The organism is Nocardia sp. NPDC020380, from assembly GCF_044386975.1.
In the GTDB taxonomy this organism is placed as follows: domain Bacteria; phylum Actinomycetota; class Actinomycetes; order Mycobacteriales; family Mycobacteriaceae; genus Nocardia.
On the sequence record NZ_JBIRVQ010000017.1, the window covers coordinates 102628 to 121889 of the forward strand.

Sequence of the window (19262 nt, forward strand, 5' to 3'; positions counted from 1 at the left end):
AAGAACTCCAAGTGCCGCTGGAGGGGCGAGCACGAGCACCCCACGCCCTGTTGTACATATGTTAAACTAGCTGTATGACGATCGGATTCAGGGCAACTGCTCACGACACCGAACTACTCGAGTCCCTGCGTCACGACGGTGAATCCAATTCCGATGTACTGCGCCGGGCGCTGGATGCCCTGCAGCGTCGGGAAGCTCAGCGGCAGATTCAGGCCGACGCCGACGCGATCATGGCCAGCGGTGAAAACCTGAACGATGAACCGGATGCGTGGTGACATGCTGCGTGGTGGCGTATATCGAATCGATTTGGGAGACAGTAAAAGAGGTCACGAACAGCGCGGTCGACGGCTGGGAATCGTGCTCTCGCAAACGAATTGGACCATGGTCACGGTAGTGCCCACCTCGACCTCGGCTCAGCCCTCCCGATTTCGGCCGACCGCCAATATCGATGGTCGGGAAACGCGTCTGCTCGTCGATCAGATGCGTTCGATCGACTCGGACTACCTTCACGACATGGTCGGTTATCTGACTCGCGAAGAGATGGACAGTCTCGAGACCGCCATCCGCGAATACCTTGACCTTTAGTGACAACGCATCTCACTGATCACACCTATCGGGGTTCTACCGGCGATAGGTGCGGGCGGCGTCTCCTACTCCGGACTCAACCAGTTGCAGGCCGCGGCGAAGAACCCGCCCGCGCTGAAAGCCATCTTCCCGGTCGTGCCCGGCCCAACCCCTTCCGTGATCTCGTCGCCCCCGGCGGCGGCGTGGGCGCCGGGTTCATGCCGATGTGGCTGGCAGCGGTGAACGGCGGCAAGCTGGTGCCGGATCTGCAGTCACTCATCCAGGGCCGCTTCGACATGAAATGGCTCGCCGACCGATTGGCCGATCCCTTCACTTACGTGGACGCGCTGCTCGACATATTCACCCAGCCCGATATCGACAACCTGACCCCGAAGGTCAAGCAGCTACTCGATTCCGACAGTGCCTTCCGGCAATCGTGGGAAACCGATCCTGCGAAAATCACCGTGCCCACCTTCATCTCCGGTGGCTGGCACGATGTGTTCGTCAACTCCCAGGCCGATGTGTACCGGCGAATTCCCTTGCCGCCCGGGCAGAAACAAATCCTGATCGGCGACGGCTACCGCATTTCCAATGGCAATGAATCCGGGCAGCCGGTCCTGCCGCCGCGCATGGATGTGCTGCAGCGCGCCTGGTTCGACAAGTGGCTCGAGCACATCGACAACGGCATCGAGACCTTCGGGCCCATCACCATGAAGGAACAGGGGCTGGATCACCGCCGCCACCTTCCCGCCGGAGGACGCCGTCTACCGGCGCATGTACCTGTCCGCGGCACCGGCGGCGGCAGCGTGCACGACGGATCGCTGTTCCCGGCCGCGGGCGACGGCGTCGATACCCTCACCGTCGCACCGGGACTCACCGGTCTCTGCTCGCGGGACGCCGCCCAGGAGACCATCGGCATCGTCTCGATCATCGATGCCTGCGGTAAGGACTCCCGCATCTGGGAATCCAACGGCCTCATCTTCACCAGCGCACCGGTCGCCGACACCACCACGATCTCCGGCCCGATCGCCGTGCATCTCAATACGGTTCAGGACGCTGCCGACGGCTACTGGGTGACGACCGTGAACGACGTCTATCCGGACGGCCGCTCGGTGACGCTCTCGTCGGGTCAGCTGGTCGCCTCCCTGCGCAAGATCGACGAATCCCGCAGCATCCGGGCGGCGAACGGCGACTGCACCGACCCGGTCCCGGATCTGTCGCTCTCCACCCGGGCGCGCACCGTGCCCGGCGTTCCTGTCGGCTTGGATATCGAGGTGCCGGGAGTAGATGCCGTCCTGGCACCGGGTCACCCGCCTGCGCGTGGACGTCTACGCCGGCAACTTCCCCAAGGGCCTGCCGCCGCTGGCCATCCTGGTGGACACCGGGCTGCGTCCGCAGCACCTGCTGCTCGACCCGTCCGCGCCGAGTTTCGTCAACCTGCCGGTCCGCGGCAACGCGGGCTGGTGACCGACTGCAGATAGCTGATGTGTCGCTGCGACGGCTTGGGGTTGCCGGTCTCCGTGCATGCTCTGACCTGCGGTGGCCGGAATCCGCTTGCCTCCCGGCGCGATTCCGGAGCGTGGCCGGACCACGCCGCGACACCGTGCGCAGCGCCCTACGGAGTGGTACGAAGGAGTGATCCGGGGCCTCGAAAAGGGTTGCCGCAAGGCCGCTCACCAGCGGCGACCCCCAGGGCGAACACTGCGTGAACACGGGGCCAACACCCGTGGAAGTGCCTGTGACCTGCGTGAAACTTCCTGCACCCGGGGTTTTCCCCGGCGTCGGCAACCGTACGATTCAAAGTGTGAGCGTTCCACAGGCCGTGCTTTTGGCAGTCCTGGCGGCCGTAGTAGGACTGGCCGTCGGCGGATTGCTCATTCCGTATGTCAATGCCCGGCAGGAGCGGCTGCGCGCCGCCGCCGATTCCGGCCTCACCATGTCGCAGGTCCTGGACCTGATCGTGCTGGCCTCGGAGTCGGGCATCGCCGTCGTGGACCAGTATCGCGATGTCGTGCTGGTCAACCCGCGTGCCGAGGAACTGGGCGTGGTGCACGACCGGCTGCTGGACGAACGCGCCTGGGCCGCGGTCGAACAGGTGCTGTCCGGCGGGACCGACGTGGAATTCGAACTGACCGCCAAGATCCCCATGCCCGGCCGCGCCCGCCTCGCTGTCCGAGGGGTTGCTCGCCCGCTGTCGCAGGAGAACACGAACTTCGTGGTCCTCTTCGCCGACGACGATTCCGAGCAGGCCCGCATGGAGGCCACCCGGCGCGACTTCGTGGCCAATGTGAGCCACGAACTCAAGACCCCGGTCGGCGCCATGAGCCTGTTGGCCGAGGCGTTGCTGGAGTCCGCCGACGACCCGGACTCGGTCCGGCACTTCGGTGAGCGCCTACACGGCGAGGCCCGTCGCATGGGCAAGATGGTCACCGAGCTGATCGCGCTCTCCCGCCTGCAGGGCGCGGAGAAGCTGCCCGAGCTCGAGGCCGTCCCCGTGGACACCGTGGTCAATCAGGCCATCGAGCGGTCGCGTACGGCCGCCGAGGCCGCCGGGATCACGGTCAGCACCGACGCCACCTCCGAACTCGAGGTGCTGGGCGATCAGACCCTGCTGGTGACGGCCCTGTCGAACCTGGTGGAGAACGCCATCGCGTACTCCCCGCGCGGTTCGCACGTCTCGGTGAGCCGGGCCCTGCGCGGCGGCTATGTGAACATCGCCGTCACCGACCGCGGCATCGGTATCGCCAAGGAAGACCAGGAACGCGTCTTCGAACGATTCTTCCGGGCCGACAAGGCGCGCTCGCGCGCCACCGGCGGTACCGGACTCGGGCTGGCTATCGTCAAGCATGTGGCCGCCAACCACAACGGGGAAATCACCCTGTGGAGCAAGCTGGGCACCGGATCGACGTTCACGCTGCGCATCCCGTCCCACCCGGCCGACACCAACGGCCAGGGCGACAAGAGACTTCCCGCCGGCACAACGGCGGGCAAGAAAGATAACGGCCCGCGCTCACTCGGGCGGGCCAGAACCAACGGTGTGGAGGCAACCCGATGACGAGTGTGCTGATCGTCGAGGACGAGGAGTCGCTGGCCGATCCGCTCGCGTTCCTGTTGCGCAAGGAGGGGTTCGAGGTCACCGTTGTCGGTGACGGCCCGGCCGCCCTGGCCGAGTTCGACCGCGCCGGCGCGGACATCGTCTTGCTCGACCTCATGCTGCCAGGCATGAGCGGCACCGACGTGTGCAAGCAACTGCGTGCTCGCGGCAGCGTGCCGGTCATCATGGTGACCGCGCGAGACAGCGAGATCGACAAGGTGGTCGGCCTGGAATTGGGCGCCGACGACTACGTCACCAAGCCCTACTCCTCGCGTGAGCTCATCGCGCGCATCCGCGCGGTGCTGCGCCGCGGCGCGGGGGAGGAGGCGGATACCGGCGGCGAGACCAGCGTGCTGGAAGCGGGCCCGGTCCGCATGGACGTCGACCGTCACACCGTTCAGGTGAACGGCAAGGCGGTGACCCTGCCGCTCAAGGAATTCGACCTGCTCGAATACCTGCTGCGCAATTCGGGTCGCGTGCTCACCCGGGGCCAGCTGATCGATCGCGTCTGGGGCGCCGACTACGTGGGCGACACCAAGACTCTCGACGTCCACGTCAAGCGCCTGCGCTCCAAGATCGAGTCCGACCCGGCCAAGCCCGAACATCTGGTGACGGTCCGGGGCCTCGGCTACAAGCTCGAGGCGTAGGCCGAGTGAAAAACGAAATCGCCCGCTCCGGAACGTCCGAAGCGGGCGATTCAGGTTGCCGCCGACCGCAATTCACATCCCCCGGGTGTTGCCGCCACCCCCACGGCGTCCGGCGTGACCCGTATCAGGCGTTCGGGTCCGACTTCATCGTGTAGACCCAAACGTCGCCGATGCTCGGCAGCGTCTGCTTGTCCAGGATCAGCCAGCCCAGACCGGGGTTGTCCTGCTGCATGCAGCCGTACCAGGCCACGTCCGCACCGTTGCCGCGGCAGGCGATGGTGTGGCCGGTGCCGTACGGGCTCATGATGACCATCTTGCCGGCGGACTGCGCAGTCAGGGCGGCGGGATCGGTGTACGTCACGAAATCGGCGGTGCGGTCCGTGAATTGGGTGGGGTCGGGGCTATCGGCATTCGCGAGCGGGGCGATGGAGATGACAGCACCGGCGGCCAGGACCGCGACGGCGAGGGTCTTCTTGATCATGGGCAGGATGTCTAACACGTTCCGATGAATTCGCAATTTCGAAACGGTGTCACGCATACTCACCGCCACTCGCTCGGCGAGGTCACCGGATACGAACTCGCGTGAAACAGCGTTTCGTACAGCCTGATTCGAATGCCGCCGGCGTGCGGCAGGAATTCACCTGCCGTCCACTTTGTCTTTCGGTGGTCAGAGCCGGTCGCTCTGGCCACCTTTCACTTCTTGCTCGCGATCTTCGCCTTGGACGTGGTCCGCGTCGTGCTCTTCGGCGCGGGCCGCTTTGCGGTCGGGGTCTCGGTCGCCTGCGCCGCCGCCGCTTTCTGCTCGGCGATGGCGGTGGCGGGGTGCACGGCCACGATGCCGAGTCCCTGCCGGCGCCGGCAGTGCAGGGCGAGCTCGTCGTAGGCGGGCTTGCCGAGCAGCTCGATGAGTTCCGGCGCGTACGCCTCCCATACGGGCCGGGTGCCCACGTGCGCGTCGGGGGAGCCGGTGCAGTACCAGTTCAGGTCGAGGCCGCCGGGGCCCCAGCCGCGGCGGTCGTATTCGCCGATGGCGGTGCGCAGGATCTCCACGCCGTCGGGCCGTTCCACCCACTCCTGGGTGCGGCGGATGGGCAGCTGCCAGCACACCTCGGGCTTCACGGTGAGCGGTTCCAGGCCCTTGCGCAGCGCCATGGTGTGCAGCGAGCAGCCGATGCCGTTCTCGAAGCCGGGACGGTTCAGGAAGATGCACGCGCCGTCGAAGCGCCGGGTGCGCAGGGCGGGCTCGTCGTCGAGGTCGTCCTCTTCGAGATAGAGCTTCTTGCGGACGCGGCCCTTGTCGTCCATGGCTTCCGGCATGAGCTGCCAGTCCTCGGGTGTGAGCATTTTCACAGCCGCGGCCAGCTTCTTGCCGTCCTCGGCGTCGGAGAGGAACGCCCCGTGTGAGCAGCAGCCGTCGTTCTCGCGTCCGTCGATGATGCCCTGACATGCGGGCGTACCGAAGACGCAGGTCCAGCGCGACAAGAGCCACGTCAGATCGGCCGCTATCAAATGCTCGTCATTAGCTGGATCTACGAACTCGATCCACTCCCGCGGGAAGTCGAGTTCGACCTCGGGAGCCGGGTCGATCTTCGCCGCTGGTCGCAGCCCGGTCGGACCACTTGCGGATGCACCTGCCGTCACATCGCGTGACGCTAACAGTTCAGTCGCCTGGCCTGAAGACGTGACGCACCCAGTACCGTGTTCTTGTGCGTCTCGGTGTACTCGATGTGGGAAGCAATACCGTCCATCTGCTCGTGGTGGACGCGCATCGTGGTGGTCACCCGATGCCTATGAGCTCGACGAAGGCCACGTTACGGCTGTCGGAGAGCATGGACGACCAGGGTCGTATCACGTCGGAGGGTGCCACCCGCCTGACCGCGACTGTGGCCGAATTCGCAAGTATCGCAAAGACTTCCGGATGTATCGAACTCATGGCGTTCGCCACATCCGCGGTCCGCGAGGCGACCAATTCGGAAGAGGTGCTGGCCCGGGTGCGCGCCGAGACGGGTGTCAGCCTGCAGGTGCTCTCCGGTGTCGATGAGGCTCGACACACCTTCCTCGCGGTGCGGCGCTGGTACGGCTGGAGCGCCGGCCGGATCCTGAATCTGGATATCGGCGGCGGATCGCTGGAGATGAGCAACGGCGCGGACGAGAATCCGGATGTGGCTCTCTCACTGCAACTCGGTGCGGGCCGGCTCACCCGGGACTGGCTGCGGCACGATCCGCCGGGCAAACGTCGCGTGGCGGTCCTGCGGGACTGGCTGGACGCGGAACTGGTGCTGCCGTCGAAGCAGCTGCTCGAGCTGGGCCGCCCGGATCTGGCCGTCGGCACGTCCAAGACCTTCCGTTCCCTGGCGCGTCTCACCGGTGCCGCCCCCTCTGCCGCGGGGCCCCGGGCGAGGCGTACCCTCACCAGTTCCGGCCTGCGGCAGTTGATTGCGTTCATATCTCGAATGACAGCCGCGGACCGGGCAGAATTGGAAGGCGTAAGTTCCGATCGGTCACAGCAGTTGGTGGCCGGGGCCCTGGTCGCGGAGGCGAGTATGCGGGCGCTGTCGCTGGATACGCTCGAAATCTGTCCCTGGGCACTGCGAGAGGGATTGATCTTGCGAAAACTGGATACCGACTTGGATAGCTTACCGATAGCCGGAGGCCCGAACGGCGGCCTGACGGGCCCGATCGAAACGGTGTCTCGATGACCGAAGAGAATCAGCTGTCCGTCGCCGAACTTCTGGCGCGCAACGGGCAGCAGTCCGGTTCGGCGCCGAGCGGCGGCGGTCGCAGACGCCGCAGTGGCCGTGGGATTTCCGTCGCGGATCTGACCGGAGATATTCCGGTGGTGAAGCCCGGATCGTCCTCGCATGCCGCGGCGGACGAGGAGCCGCCCGAGCCGGCGTCCGCGCCTGCTTCGCCGGAAACGGACTATTCGAACTTCTCGAATTATTCTGATTACTCGAACTTTTCGGATCATTCCGGCTATTCCGCGCCGGGTTCCACTGCGCAATCGGACTATTCCGGCTATTCGGCGCCGGCTGTCGAACCTTCGTATTCCCCACTGTCCGGGCCTATTTCGTACTACGACCCGCTGGCCGGCAGCGGGCAGCCCGAAGCGCTGTCACTACCGGAGCCGTCCGGGTACAACAGGTCCGGTGGGGTCGACTGGCCGCCCGCCGAGAACCAGCCCGGCGGCCGGCGTTCCGCCCCCTTCGACGGAGCCTCCGGGGCGAACGGCCAGTCCGGTTCCACACCCCGCAGCGGCCGCCGCCGCAAGCCGGATCCCCTGGATTCCGATGTCTCCCTGTCCGATCTGGACGGTCTCGGCGGCCCCGCACCCGAACAGCCCCGCAAGGAGGGCGGCCGGCGCCGCCGCTTCGACCCGGACGACGACACCACCGACGTGCGCCCCTTCCGCGGCGACTCCGGCCCCGCCCTCGACGCCCCGCAGTTCGGCGGCCTCCCCTTCGGCGGCCTCCCTGACAACGGCAACCCGTACGGCGCCCCGAATGCCCCCGACCCCAATGCCTCCCGCCCCTACGGCGGTCCGGACGGCAACGCTCCCGGCGCTTACGGCGCCCCCAACGGCGCGGGCGGCAACGGTCACTACGGCGCCGCGAACGGTCCCGGCGGCAACGCCCTCGGCCCCTACGGTGCGTCGAACGGCCCGGGCGGCAACGGCGTAGGCCCGTACGCCGGCCTGAACGGCACCGACAACGCCTCCCGTGCCTTCGGCGGTCCCGGCGGCACCGACAACGCGTCGCGTGGCTTCGGTGGTCCCAACGGCGCGGACAATGCTTCTCGCGCCTTCGGGGATCCGAATGCCGGTGGTCCCGGCGCCTTCGGCGGCCCGGTGGACGGCAACGGCGCGCGGCCCTTCGGCGGTCCCGCCGGCAATGGCGCTCCCGGCGGTTTCGGGGGCGCGGACGGCAATGGCCCGCGACCCTTCGGCGGCCTCGGCGCGCCCGACGACAGTGCCTCGCGCACCCAGTACCTCGACCCGAGCGCCGCGTGGGCGCCCGGTGCGGGACCCGATGCGCCGGTGCGCGGCTCGCGTCCCGGTTTCGACCCGGTCCCGGCCGCGGCCCCGCCGATGTCCCGTTCGGCGCGCAGGCACGCGGAGGCGCGGCAGGCCGAGGCCCAGCCCCGCCAGGACGAGTGGCGCGACGAGCGTCCCGGTTTCGGTGACCCGCGCCGCGACGATCGTTTCGGCCCCGGCGGCCCGGATCTCGATCGTGACGGCGGTCCGGGTGTGCAGCACGGCGCGCCCGGCGGCCTGCCCGCGTGGTCGGCGCGAAGACCCCAGGCGCCGGACGGCGCGCCCGATGGTGACCGCCGCGAGCAGGCGGCGGTGCCGACCGCCGCGTGGACGCTGGCCGAGGACGATCAGCAGCTGGTCTCCGGTGAAACGGTTGCCGGTGATCTGCTGCGGGATGCGCGCGACCGCGGAGACGAACGCGTCGAGCATGATTCGCGACGCGGTGGCAAACGCCGGTCCGGCGGTTTCGGCCGTCGTGGCGCGGCCGTCGTGGAGCCGGACGATCACCTCACCGACTTCTACGAGCCGCTCGACGAGGACGACGAGCACGACGACTACGACGACGACTACGACGACGAGCCGCGCCCGTCGCTCACCGGCCGGTTGTCGGCGGTGGCCACGCGGGCGAAGCAGGCCGCCAAGCCGAAGCCGAAGCAGCGCACCGGAGCTCGTAACGTGCCCGCGCGCGGCGCCGAGCGCGGTCCCGCCAAGCGGGCCGTCACCGAGGCCGATCATCGCCGGCAGTGGATGGTGCTGGCGGGCCAGAGTGTGGGCGCCGCGGTCGCGGGCATGTTGCTGTTCAAGGGTTTCGAGAGCATGTGGGAAGTGCTCCCGTGGGTTGCCCTGGCGCTGGCGATGATCGTGATCCTGGGTCTGGTCGCACTCGTGCGGGTGCTGCGGCGCACCGATGACATCTTCAGCACTGTGATTGCTGTCGTCGTGGGCGTCTTTGTGACGCTCGGACCGCTAGCCTTTCTACTCAGTACTAACTGAGCAGGGAGCGGCAGTGGGGAACAGTACGCCGGGGTCGAACATCGAAAGCCGATCGGATGGAACGGAAGTCCGGATCGGGCTCTCCACCGCGTCGGTCTATCCGGAGAACACCGAGGCCGCGTTCCGCTATGCGGCCGAGCTGGGTTTCGACGGCATCGAATTGATGGTCTGGGCCGAACCGGCCAGTCAGTCCATTGCCACCGTCCAGCATTTCTCCCACAAATACGACATGCCGGTGCTTTCCGTGCACGCGCCGTGTCTGCTGATCTCGCAACGGGTCTGGGGCTCGGATCCGGTCGCGAAACTCACCCGCAGCGTGCACACCGCCGAGGCGCTGGGCGCGGCCACCGTGGTGGTGCATCCGCCGTTCCGCTGGCAGCGGCGCTACGCCGACGGCTTCGCCAAGCAGGTCGCGGAACTCGAGCACAGCAGCCCGGTCGCGGTGGCGGTGGAGAACATGTTCCCGATGCGCGCGGATTCGCTGTTCCGCGGCAGTTCGATCCAGCGCCTGGAGCGGCGTGGCGGGCCCGGCCCGTCCATCACCACCTTCAGCCCGTCCTACGACCCCACGGATGTCGGCTACCGCCACTACACCCTGGACACCTCGCATACGGCGACCGCCGGCCAGGACCCGCTGGCCCTGGCCGCCCGCATGGGCAAGGGCCTCACCCACCTGCATCTGGCCGACGGCCGCGGCGCCGCCAATGACGAGCACCTGGTTCCCGGCGAGGGCACGCAGCCGGTCGCGGAACTCTGTGAAACGTTGACCCGCAACGGTTTCGACGGTCAGGCGGTCATCGAGATCAATACTCAGATGGCCCGCACCACCATGGATCGCGCCGCCATGCTGAACCGCGCGCTCGTCTTCGCGCGCAAACACCTCAACGGATTCACCTTCACCCCCGAGCCGGAGCCGACGGGCGCGCGCCGCGGCTGATCGGAAGCGCCGAACCGCGTCGGCAGTGATTCATCCCACCACCGGGTGCTGGCTATAGGCCACTGCTTGTACATTGTACAAACCGAGTGGAGAGGACCCAGCGGATGACATCGGAGTCGACCGTCGATCTGGAACGACCGAGCGGCGTGGGCGACGCGCCCTTCAGCCGCGTGTGCGCACTCGCCGAGCTGCGGTCCGAGACGCCCGGCACCGGCCGCTACGCCGGCCACATCGAACCGATCTGGACCATCGGCCCCAAACTGCACGGCGGCACCATGGTCGCCGGCAGCGCCGCGGCCGCCACCGAATGGCTGCGCCGCACCGAACCCGAGCGGGCCGCCATGTTCCCCGTCGCCGGCAGCTCCGACTTCCTCGGCGCCCCGGATCCCGGCGCGGTCGAATACGAGGTGCGGATCCGCAAGGCGGGCCGCCAGATCTGCCTCGTCGACGTGAGCCTGATCCAGCACGGCCGCACCCTCGTGCACACCGCCTTCACGTTCAGCCACCTCGACGACGCCACCCCGGCCTACGCCGCGGACCACGCCGGCGACATGCCCGCCGAGCCTCCCGCCACCGCCCTCGCCTACGACGAGCGCAACCCCATGGGCAAGCTCGTCCATGTGGCACAAGGCGCTTCGGTCGCCATCGACCCGGCCTGGGCGACCTTCCTGGCCGGCGAGAAATCGGAACCCCGCCTGCGCCTGTGGATTCGCCCCTTCGCCGGTGACGAGCAGGACCCCGACGTGTCCGCCTTCTTCGCCATGATGGCCGCCGACATGTCCCCGCCCGTCCCCATGAACCTCGGCCACTTCGGCTGGGCCCCAACGGTTCAGCTCACCACCTACCTCCGCCGCCGCCCCGCCCCCGGCTGGCTCCGCGTCATCGCCGTGGCCCGCGAGGTGGGCAACCGCATGTTCGACGAAGACCAATTCGTCATCGACTCCACCGGCGCCCTCGTCGCCCAGAGCCGCCAGCTCGCCCTGATCCCGCAGGCGCAATAACCCCTGGTTCCGTCGCTGCTGCCTGCCGCTAGCCTTGACCCTTATGACGAGGATTGCGGTTGTCGGTGGTGGACGGATCGGGGAGGCATTGCTCGCCGGGCTGCTCGAATCCGGGCGGGCGAGCAAGGATCTGGTGGTGGTCGAGGCGGTACCGGCGCGGGCCGAATTGCTCGGGGAGCGGTTCGGGGTGCGGGTCACCGATGCGGTCGCCGATGCCGTCGCGGGCGCCGATCTGGTCGTGATCGCCGTCAAGCCGCAGGACGTGGACAGCGTGGTGACCGAGCTGGCCAAGGCCGATATCGGTGAGGGCGAGCAGGAGACCGTGCTGGTGTCGCTGGCCGCGGGCGTGCCGACCTCGCGTTTCGAGGCCAAGCTGCCCGCGGGTTTCCCGGTGGTCCGCGTCATGCCGAACACCCCGATGCTGGTCGGCCAGGGCATGAGCGCCATCGCCCCCGGCCGCTACGCCCGCAAGGAACAGCTGGCTCTGGTGACCGAGGTGCTGGAGTCGGTCGGCAAGGTCGTGACGGTGTCCGAATCGCAGCTGGACGCGGTCACCGCGGTCTCGGGTTCGGGCCCGGCGTACTTCTTCCTCGTGGTCGAGGCCATGATCGACGCGGCGGTGAGCGTGGGCCTGAGCCGGGATGTGGCCACCCAGCTGGTGACGCAGACGTTCCTGGGCTCGGCGGCGTTGCTGGAGGAGTCCGGTCAGTCTGCCGTGGAGTTGCGCGCGGCCGTCACATCGCCCGCGGGGACGACCGCGGCCGCTGTGCGGGAGTTGGAGCGCGGCGCGGTGCGTTCGGCGTTCCACGAAGCATTGCACGCCGCAAAAACGCGTTCCGCCGAACTGGCGGGTGCCGCCGACTAACGTTGACGGCGGGGGTTTGTGACGCGCATCGTGGAAATACCGCCCGGTTGCTAGTTTGCTGCCGGAGCCCGACTCGCCACAGCAAAGGCTGATTTCTCACACCCGTCGCAGCAATCCCACTGGTCCCGCTAAGCTTCAAGGAGCACGTGCGTGTCTGTTCCGCCGGTGGGGAAGCCGGCGGCGCGGACGTGCCGGAGGTCAGTGGCGCAATGATGTCTGGAAACAGCCAAGCGAGGTCCGGAAACAGCCCAGTCAGCGCAAGCTCGGTCATCGGCGGAGGTACACAGTTCCTCACCGTCGCCGAGGTCGCGAATCTGATGCGCGTTTCGAAAATGACGGTGTACCGCCTGGTGCATTCCGGTGAGCTGCCCGCGGTGCGGGTCGGCAGATCCTTCCGGGTGCACGCAAAGGCAGTGCACGACTACTTGGAAACCTCCTACTTCGACGCGGGGTAGGCCCGGGTAGTCCATGCCGGTGGATGCACCACCCGTTTTGGTTACGGGCTTTCCACCGTCGTCACACCCACCCATTTCGTTCGCCGGAGAGTGGCCCGGTAGCATGGACCGGCATCCTGTACGTGCCGGTGGTGCCGCCGGGTCCATCTCGGCCCGTATCGGGTAGGGACTGTGCAGGGTCAGACAGTGTGCTCCCCGCGGATGCGGGGGTGACCCGAGAGCGAGGAACGACCCTATGGGTTCTGTGATCAAGAAGCGCCGCAAGCGCATGTCGAAGAAGAAGCACCGCAAGCTGCTTCGCCGCACGCGTGTTCAGCGTCGTAAACTCGGCAAGTAAGCCGCTGCGTAGCTGGAAGCCCGTCACCTCTGGTGGCGGGCTTTCGTTTTTGTCGGGTGAGCGAAGTCATCGTTAGATCCTGGTTAATACCCTTCGGATGCCCCGGTCGCAGCCGTTACCCTTGGGTACGCGGGAATAAAAACAAGCTGTAGATAATCCAAGAGCGGGGGCTGCGAGTTGGGATCCGGTGTGGCAGGGACCCGGGACGGCCAAGCGCCCAAGGTTGTGATGGTGACCGGTGCGAGCCGGTTCTTCGGCGGCAATGTGGTTGCTCGGCTGGCGGCCGACCCTGCCGTGGAACGCATCATCGCGGTCGACGCGAAACAGCCCAGCCGGGAGTTGCTGCGCCGCATGGGACGCGCCGAATTCGTGCGCGCCGATATTCGGAATCCGTTGATACGCAAAGTGATCGACGGAAATCAGGTGGACACGGTGGTGCATCCCGCAGCCCTCTCGCGACCGCCGTCCGGCGGTGGTCGCGCCGCCATGAAGGATATGAACGTGCTGGGCGCCATGCAGCTGCTCGCGGTGTGCCGCAAGGCCTCCAGCGTGCGCCGGCTGGTGGTGCGGTCCTCGTCGGCCGTATACGGCTGCAGCGCCAAGGATCCGGTGAAATTCACCGAGGAAATGGGCGCGCGCACGCCGCCGGGCGGCTGGTTCGCGAAGGACATGATCGAGGTGGAGGGATTCGTGCGCGGTCTCGCGCGCCGGCGTCCCGATATCTCCGCCGCTATTCTGCGTTTTCCGCCGATCGTGGGACCGCAGTTGGCGAAACGCGGTGTGCAGTATTTCCGTTCGCCGATCACGCCCACCATCCTGGGCCGCGATCCGCGCATGCAACTGCTGCACGAGGAGGATGCGATCGCCGCCCTCACCCACGCCGCGCTGACGGCGCCGGGCGGCACTTTCAATGTGGCCGGCGACGGAGCGATGGCGCTCTCGCAGGCGATACGTCGGGCCGGCCGGGTCGAATTGCCGGTGCCGTACGCGGTATTCCGCACTGTCGGACGCACTTTCATGGGTCCGGTCATGCGGGAGTTCACCGCGGAACAGATCGACTATTTCCATTTCGGCTGCGGGCTGGACACCACCCGGATGCGCACCGAACTGGGATTTCAGCCTCGCTGGACCACAGTGCAGGCTTTCGACGACTTCATAGGGGGCGCAGCGTTGCGGCCCGTGATCGATCCCACGTGGATCGACGCCGCAGAACACAAACTTCTCGGTCTGCTCGGGGCCGGGACGGGAGCACACCAATGAGTGATGTAGCCAAGGTGATTCGGCTTCACGATGTGGACTTCGAGGCGCGGCACCGCCCGTCGCGCGTCTGGCCGGGTGAGCGCGCACTGGAACCGGTGACGTCGCTGACCGATCGGCTGGCCGAAGTCGAAGCGCGGCAGCCGAAATCGCTCGGCGAACTGATCCGCGGCACCGTGGCGGACGGGGTCCGTCACACCGCCGACTTCGCCCGCCGCCGGCTCACCGGCGACTACCAGGTCGACGAGTTCGGCCTGGACGAACATCTGCTGGAGTCGCTGATCCTGCCCGCGCTGCGGCCGTTGTCGGACCTGTGGTTCCGGGTGGAGGTCGCGGGCATCGAGAACATTCCGGAAGTGGGCGGCGCGCTGGTCGTCGCCAATCACGCGGGCACCGTGCCGCTGGACGGGCTCATGCTGCAGCTGGCCGTGCACGACCGGCACGCCAAGCAGCGGGCGCTGCGCATCCTGGCCGCGGACCTGATCTTCGAGACGCCGATCATCGGCGGCCTCGCCCGCAAGGCCGGGCACACCCTGGCCTGCCCCGCGGACGCCGAAAGGCTGTTGCGCGCGGGCGAAGTCGCGGCCGTCTTCCCGGAGGGCTACAAGGGCATCGGCAAGCCGTACGGCGACCGGTACAAGCTGCAGCGTTTCGGCCGTGGCGGTTTCGTGGCGGCGGCGGTGCGCACGGGCGTGCCGATCATTCCGTGCTCCATCGTGGGTTCGGAGGAGATCTACCCGAAGCTGGCGGATATCAAGCCGCTGGCGCGGCTGCTGGGGATCCCGTATTTCCCGGTGACGCCGCTGTTCCCGCATCTGGGACCGCTGGGCGCGATTCCGTTCCCGTCCAAGTGGGTCATCGAATTCGGCGAGCCGATTTCCACCGCCGGATACGAGCCGGCCGATGCGGATGATCCGATGACCATGTTCGAAATCACCGATCAGGTGCGCGAAACCATTCAGGGGACGCTGTACAAGAACCTGATCAAACGGCGTAACCCCTTCACCGGCTAGCGAATTCGTTCTGTCCCGCCTCCCCGAATATTCGGCGCACGGCTGAGAGCCGTCGACATTCGGGGACGCGGGCGGCGGTTGGGTGCCGATCCTATTTGCTCGTACCCGGTGAGTTACCCGGATCCTTGCGAAATCAGTTGTCGCTTCGGCATATACACGTCAGCTGGCTTTTGCTTCTTTGCGCCGGGACAGCACGGCCGCGGCCGCACCACCGGCCGCGCCGAGCGCGAGTGCGGTCGGCACGCCGACCTTCGCGGCCTTGCGGCCGGTGCGGAAATCGCGAATCTCCCACCCGCGGTTCTTCGCCACTTCGCGCAGGTCGGCGTCGGGATTGATGGCCACGGCCGTGCCGACCAGCGAAAGCATGGGCACGTCATTGTGGCTGTCCGAATAGGCCGTGCAGCGCTTGAGATTCAGGCCCTCGCGAATGGCCAGGGTGCGCACCGCGTGCGCCTTGCCCAGGCCGTGCAGGATGTCGCCGACCAGGCGGCCGGTGAACACGCCGTCGCGGCTCTCCGCGACCGTGCCCAGCGCGCCGGTGAGGCCCAGGCGCTTGGCGATGACCTGCGCCAGCTCGACGGGCGTCGCGGTGACCAGCCAGACCTGCTGGCCCGCATCCAGATGCATCTGCGCGAGCGCGCGGGTGCCGGGCCAGATCTTGTCGGCGATGATCTCGTCGTAGATCTCCTCGCCGAGCGCGGCGAGTTCCGCGGTGGAGCGGCCGGCGATGAAGGACAGCGCCTTCTCCTTGCCACTGGTCATGTCCGCGTGGCTCTCCCGGCCGGTGACCCGGAATTTGACCTGCTTCCAAGCCATGTCGACCAGGTCGGAGGTCTTGAAGTACTTGCGGGCGGCGAGCCCGCGCGCGAAGTGCACGATGGACGCGCCCTGCACCATGGTGTTGTCCACGTCGAAGAACGCCGCGGCGGTGAGGTCGCGGGGTGCGGCGGGATGCGGGGTGTCGTCGTCGAAGCCCAGATCGGGGGCGGCGGCGCGGAGTTCGGCGTCGTGCAATGCCAGCGCGGCGTCGGCGCTGGCCTCACCGGCCAGATTGGCGCGGACCTCCTCCTCGCTGGGCCCGAAGGGACTGCGAGTGATCCGGGTGAACTGGTCCTGCAGACCCTCTGCCCAGCGCGCCGGAAATTCACCGAATCGGCCCGCGATCAAACCCGTCCTCGCCTCTTTCGATCGTTCCGGCACCAGTACCTCCGCCTTGTTAGCGCGAACCCCTCCACAGTAACGCTCATGGGTGGCCGGAACGTAGACGGTGAACGACATAACGGCAAGGTGTTGGATGGTCGGCATGAGCGATTCCACACACGCGGTGACCCTGCTGACTCGCAACGGCTGCGGGCTGTGTCAGGTGGCACTGGATCAATTGCGTCCCCTCTGCGCCGAATATGGGATCGAGGTGGCGACGATCGATGTGGACGAGGCCGCGGCGACCGATCCGGGCCTGCGTGCGGAGTACGGGGACCGGCTGCCCGTGGTGTTGCTGGATGGGCGTGAGCACAGCTATTTCGATGTGGACGAGCCGCGTTTGCGTGCCGACCTGGCGCGCTGAATGGGATTTTCGGGGCGAAGCCCCCGGACCCCTATACGGCGCGTTGCGTAGCGGGTTCGGGTCGCGGAGGGTTGAATAATCCAGGGGCCGGAGCCCACTGCAGAGTGACTGAATTCACCGACTTTGTGCAGGGCTTCACAAGCGGTTACGGTGGTGGCACGCAACCCGCCCTTCGGGCAGCGGAAGCGACCCCCTGCACCTGACTCGACCTCGCATGTCGGACCGCCCCGCGACGGTCTCGGGGCCTCGGGTCGAGATAGAGAACCCGGATATCTACCCCCGGCCGGACGAGGAGCGCAAGCGACGTGACAGAGCAGCACGAGACGCCGACCGGTGGCGTCTCCAAGGCTCTGCAGAAGGACATCCCGCAGGCCACGGTGGCCAGGCTGGCCACGTACCTCCGGGTTCTCGCCGTACTTGCCGACGACGGTGTAGCCATCGTATCGAGTGAGGAACTGGCTGTCGCGGCGGGTGTCGGTTCTGCCAAGTTGCGCAAGGATCTTTCGTTCCTCGGACCCAACGGTGTCCGTGGTGTCGGTTATGACGTGATCAAGCTGCGCGACCGCATCGAGGATGTGCTCGGTTTGTCCGAGGGACACCGGGTGGTGCTGGTAGGCGCGGGAAACCTGGGCCGGGCGCTGGTCGGATACGGCGGTTTCCGCCGCCGCGGTTTCGCCATGGTCGGGCTGTTCGACAAGGATCCCACCGTCATCGGCACGACCATCCCGACCGGTACGGGCCTGCTCGCGGTGCGGGATGTGGCCGAACTACCGGAGGCCGTGACCGCGCTGGAACCGACCATCGCCGTCATCACCGTGCCGGACGCGGCCGCGCAGGGCGTCTGCGACCTGCTGGTCGCCGCCGGCGTGCAATGCGTGCTCAGTTTTTCGCCCGTCGCGCTGGACGCGCCACCGCACGTGGAAGTGCGGCGCGTGGACCTCGCGGTGGAAATGCAGCTCTTGTCCTTCGAGCGGGCTCGCAGTGCCGAGCTGGCCGCCGAGGAAGCGATGGCCGCGGGTGAGACCGTGACCGTGGTGTCGGCGCCGATCAGGCGCATGGCACCGATTCACACGGAGACAACCAGCAAGGGAGCGGTGGTCCAGCCATGAGCGTGCTTCTCGTCGGGATCTCGCATCGCAGTGCACCGGTATCGGTGCTCGAGAAGATCGCGATCACCGAGACCGACCGCCCGAAGCTGACCGACAAGATGCTGGCCTCCAGCCACGTCTCCGAGGCCATGATCGTCTCCACCTGCAACCGCGTCGAGATCTACGCCGTCGTGGACGCCTTCCACCCGGCGCTCGGCGAGATCAGCGAATTGCTCACCAAGCATTCGGGTTTGGCGCTGCCGGAACTCACCAAGCACGCCTACGTGCGCTACGCCGAGGCCGCCGCCGAGCATCTGTTCGCCGTCGCCTCCGGTCTGGATTCCATGGTCATCGGCGAGCAGCAGGTGCTCAGCCAGATCCGCGCCGCCTACGCCGCCTCCGACGCGCAGCAGGCCGCCGGGCGCACCCTGCACGAACTGGCCCAGCATTCGCTGCGGGTCGGCAAGCGGGTGCACTCGGAGACCGGGATCGACCGCGCGGGCGCCTCGGTGGTGTCGGTGGCGCTGGATCGCGCCCGCCTGGTGCTGGGCCCGCTGGACGGCCGCACGGCCCTGGTGCTGGGCGCGGGCGCCATGGGCGGGCTCGCCGTCGCGCAGCTGGCGCGGGGCGGGGTCGAGAACATCATCGTGGTGAACCGGACGCTGGAAAAGGCGCAGCGGCTTGCCAATACCGCCACCACCATGCACGGCGTGGCCGCCGAGGCGGTCGACATCGACCGGCTGGCCGAGGCCATGGCGCGCGCGGAAGTGGTCGTCACGTGTACCGGCGCGGTCGGCACCGTGGTGAGCATCGCCGATGTGCACCGGGCGCTGTCCGCCGAACGCGCGGCGGCGCAAATGGTCATCTGCGACCTGGGCCTGCCGCGCGATGTGGAGCACGCGGTGGCGGGGCTGCCGGGTGTCACCGTCATCGACATGGAGACGCTGCAGCGCGATCCGTCGGCCGGCGCGGCCGCCGACGACACCGCGGCCGCGCGCACCATCGTCGCCGACGAGCTCGCCAAATACCTTGCCGGACAGCGCATGGCCGAGGTCACCCCGACCGTGGCCGCGCTGCGGCAGATGGCCGCCGACGTGGTCGAGGCCGAAATGCTCAGACTCGACTCCCGACTACCGGGACTCGCCGCCGTCGAACGCGAAGAGGTCGCCAAGACCGTCCGCCGCGTCGTCGACAAGCTGCTGCACGCGCCGACCGTGCGGGTCAAACAACTCGCCTCCACCCCCGGTGGGGATACCTACGCCGAAGCGTTGCGCGAGCTGTTCGAACTCAAACCCGGTGCGGCACAAGCGGTTGCCGCGCCGATGGAGATTGCCGCCCTCAAGGGCGAACTGGCCGATGATTTCACTGCCGCCCACCCGGGCGACGAGCAGGGGCGGACCGCATGACCGGAGCG

At 67.6% G+C, this 19262-nt stretch carries 21 protein-coding genes; 18 read left to right on the forward strand and 3 right to left on the reverse strand.

The annotated features are described in order from the left end of the window. Nucleotides 1-74: 74 nt before the first annotated feature. The 6 genes from ACH438_RS37925 (at nucleotide 75) to ACH438_RS37950 (ending at nucleotide 4305) form a co-directional block, all read left to right on the forward strand. Nucleotides 75-275, forward strand: a complete 201-nt coding sequence (locus ACH438_RS37925; RefSeq protein ID WP_397014473.1) for a hypothetical protein — start codon at nucleotides 75-77, stop codon at nucleotides 273-275. Next, nucleotides 265-585 (forward strand): type II toxin-antitoxin system PemK/MazF family toxin, encoded by a 321-nt coding sequence (locus tag ACH438_RS37930; protein ID WP_397014475.1) that lies wholly within the window; start codon nucleotides 265-267, stop codon nucleotides 583-585. The genes ACH438_RS37925 and ACH438_RS37930 overlap by 11 nt, the downstream gene beginning before the upstream one ends. A 45-nt stretch (nucleotides 586-630) precedes the next feature. Continuing rightward, complete coding sequence (locus tag ACH438_RS37935; protein ID WP_397014691.1) at nucleotides 631-807, forward strand: CocE/NonD family hydrolase; 177 nt, start codon at nucleotides 631-633, stop codon at nucleotides 805-807. Next, nucleotides 789-2045: a CocE/NonD family hydrolase C-terminal non-catalytic domain-containing protein gene (locus ACH438_RS37940; RefSeq protein ID WP_397014478.1), complete on the forward strand. Its 1257-nt coding sequence runs from the start codon at nucleotides 789-791 to the stop codon at nucleotides 2043-2045. The genes ACH438_RS37935 and ACH438_RS37940 overlap by 19 nt, the downstream gene beginning before the upstream one ends. 323 nt (nucleotides 2046-2368) lie before the next feature. Beyond that, on the forward strand, nucleotides 2369-3619 hold the full coding sequence (locus ACH438_RS37945) for a sensor histidine kinase (protein ID WP_397014480.1): 1251 nt from the start codon (nucleotides 2369-2371) through the stop codon (nucleotides 3617-3619). Beyond that, on the forward strand, nucleotides 3616-4305 hold the full coding sequence (locus tag ACH438_RS37950) for a response regulator (RefSeq protein ID WP_397014482.1): 690 nt from the start codon (nucleotides 3616-3618) through the stop codon (nucleotides 4303-4305). The genes ACH438_RS37945 and ACH438_RS37950 overlap by 4 nt, the downstream gene beginning before the upstream one ends. Nucleotides 4306-4429: 124 nt before the next feature. Here ACH438_RS37950 and ACH438_RS37955 read toward each other — a convergent pair whose 3' ends face one another. Beyond that, nucleotides 4430-4786, reverse strand: a complete 357-nt coding sequence (locus ACH438_RS37955; protein WP_397014484.1) for a hypothetical protein — start codon at nucleotides 4784-4786, stop codon at nucleotides 4430-4432. 212 nt (nucleotides 4787-4998) lie between these two features. Next, nucleotides 4999-5946, reverse strand: coding sequence for a hypothetical protein (locus tag ACH438_RS37960; RefSeq protein WP_397014486.1), 948 nt, complete (start codon nucleotides 5944-5946; stop codon nucleotides 4999-5001). Between the two features lie 65 nt (nucleotides 5947-6011). On the opposite strand from ACH438_RS37960, the gene ACH438_RS37965 reads away from it, so the two are divergent. The 9 genes from ACH438_RS37965 (at nucleotide 6012) to ACH438_RS38005 (ending at nucleotide 15196) form a co-directional block, all read left to right on the forward strand. After that, nucleotides 6012-7004 carry a hypothetical protein gene (locus ACH438_RS37965; protein WP_397014487.1) on the forward strand — a complete coding sequence of 331 codons (993 nt, stop codon included), beginning with the start codon at nucleotides 6012-6014 and terminating at the stop codon, nucleotides 7002-7004. Beyond that, a complete protein-coding gene (locus tag ACH438_RS37970; protein ID WP_397014489.1) occupies nucleotides 7001-9331 on the forward strand; it encodes a hypothetical protein in 2331 nt (776 codons plus the stop codon). Before ACH438_RS37965 ends, ACH438_RS37970 begins: the two co-directional genes overlap by 4 nt. A 13-nt stretch (nucleotides 9332-9344) precedes the next feature. Continuing rightward, complete coding sequence (locus tag ACH438_RS37975; protein WP_397014491.1) at nucleotides 9345-10268, forward strand: sugar phosphate isomerase/epimerase family protein; 924 nt, start codon at nucleotides 9345-9347, stop codon at nucleotides 10266-10268. Nucleotides 10269-10372: 104 nt separating this feature from the next. Further along, nucleotides 10373-11269 (forward strand): thioesterase family protein, encoded by an 897-nt coding sequence (locus ACH438_RS37980; protein ID WP_397014493.1) that lies wholly within the window; start codon nucleotides 10373-10375, stop codon nucleotides 11267-11269. Nucleotides 11270-11312: 43 nt separating this feature from the next. Further along, the gene (gene proC / locus ACH438_RS37985; protein WP_397014495.1) at nucleotides 11313-12134 is read left to right on the forward strand and encodes a pyrroline-5-carboxylate reductase; all 822 of its coding nucleotides are present in this window, start codon (nucleotides 11313-11315) and stop codon (nucleotides 12132-12134) included. 212 nt (nucleotides 12135-12346) lie between these two features. Continuing rightward, a complete protein-coding gene (locus ACH438_RS37990; RefSeq protein ID WP_397014693.1) occupies nucleotides 12347-12589 on the forward strand; it encodes a helix-turn-helix domain-containing protein in 243 nt (80 codons plus the stop codon). A 235-nt stretch (nucleotides 12590-12824) separates the two neighbouring features. Continuing rightward, a complete protein-coding gene (locus ACH438_RS37995) occupies nucleotides 12825-12926 on the forward strand; it encodes a 30S ribosomal protein bS22 (protein WP_003402602.1) in 102 nt (33 codons plus the stop codon). Nucleotides 12927-13154: 228 nt separating this feature from the next. Then, complete coding sequence (locus ACH438_RS38000) at nucleotides 13155-14186, forward strand: NAD-dependent epimerase/dehydratase family protein (RefSeq protein WP_397014695.1); 1032 nt, start codon at nucleotides 13155-13157, stop codon at nucleotides 14184-14186. Continuing rightward, nucleotides 14183-15196, forward strand: a complete 1014-nt coding sequence (locus ACH438_RS38005; protein WP_397014497.1) for a lysophospholipid acyltransferase family protein — start codon at nucleotides 14183-14185, stop codon at nucleotides 15194-15196. The genes ACH438_RS38000 and ACH438_RS38005 overlap by 4 nt, the downstream gene beginning before the upstream one ends. A 159-nt stretch (nucleotides 15197-15355) precedes the next feature. Here the strand turns inward: ACH438_RS38005 and ACH438_RS38010 are convergent, their stop codons facing one another. Then, nucleotides 15356-16396: an HAD family hydrolase gene (locus ACH438_RS38010; protein ID WP_397014499.1), complete on the reverse strand. Its 1041-nt coding sequence runs from the start codon at nucleotides 16394-16396 to the stop codon at nucleotides 15356-15358. A gap of 103 nt (nucleotides 16397-16499) precedes the next feature. Here ACH438_RS38010 and ACH438_RS38015 point away from each other — a divergent pair, with 103 nt between their 5' ends. From ACH438_RS38015 to ACH438_RS38025, 3 genes are all read left to right on the forward strand, one after another. Continuing rightward, nucleotides 16500-16760: a glutaredoxin family protein gene (locus ACH438_RS38015; RefSeq protein WP_397014501.1), complete on the forward strand. Its 261-nt coding sequence runs from the start codon at nucleotides 16500-16502 to the stop codon at nucleotides 16758-16760. Nucleotides 16761-17065: 305 nt separating this feature from the next. Continuing rightward, nucleotides 17066-17869, forward strand: a complete 804-nt coding sequence (locus tag ACH438_RS38020) for a redox-sensing transcriptional repressor Rex (RefSeq protein WP_397014503.1) — start codon at nucleotides 17066-17068, stop codon at nucleotides 17867-17869. Then, nucleotides 17866-19254: a glutamyl-tRNA reductase gene (locus ACH438_RS38025; protein ID WP_397014505.1), complete on the forward strand. Its 1389-nt coding sequence runs from the start codon at nucleotides 17866-17868 to the stop codon at nucleotides 19252-19254. The genes ACH438_RS38020 and ACH438_RS38025 overlap by 4 nt, the downstream gene beginning before the upstream one ends. Nucleotides 19255-19262: the final 8 nt, after the last annotated feature.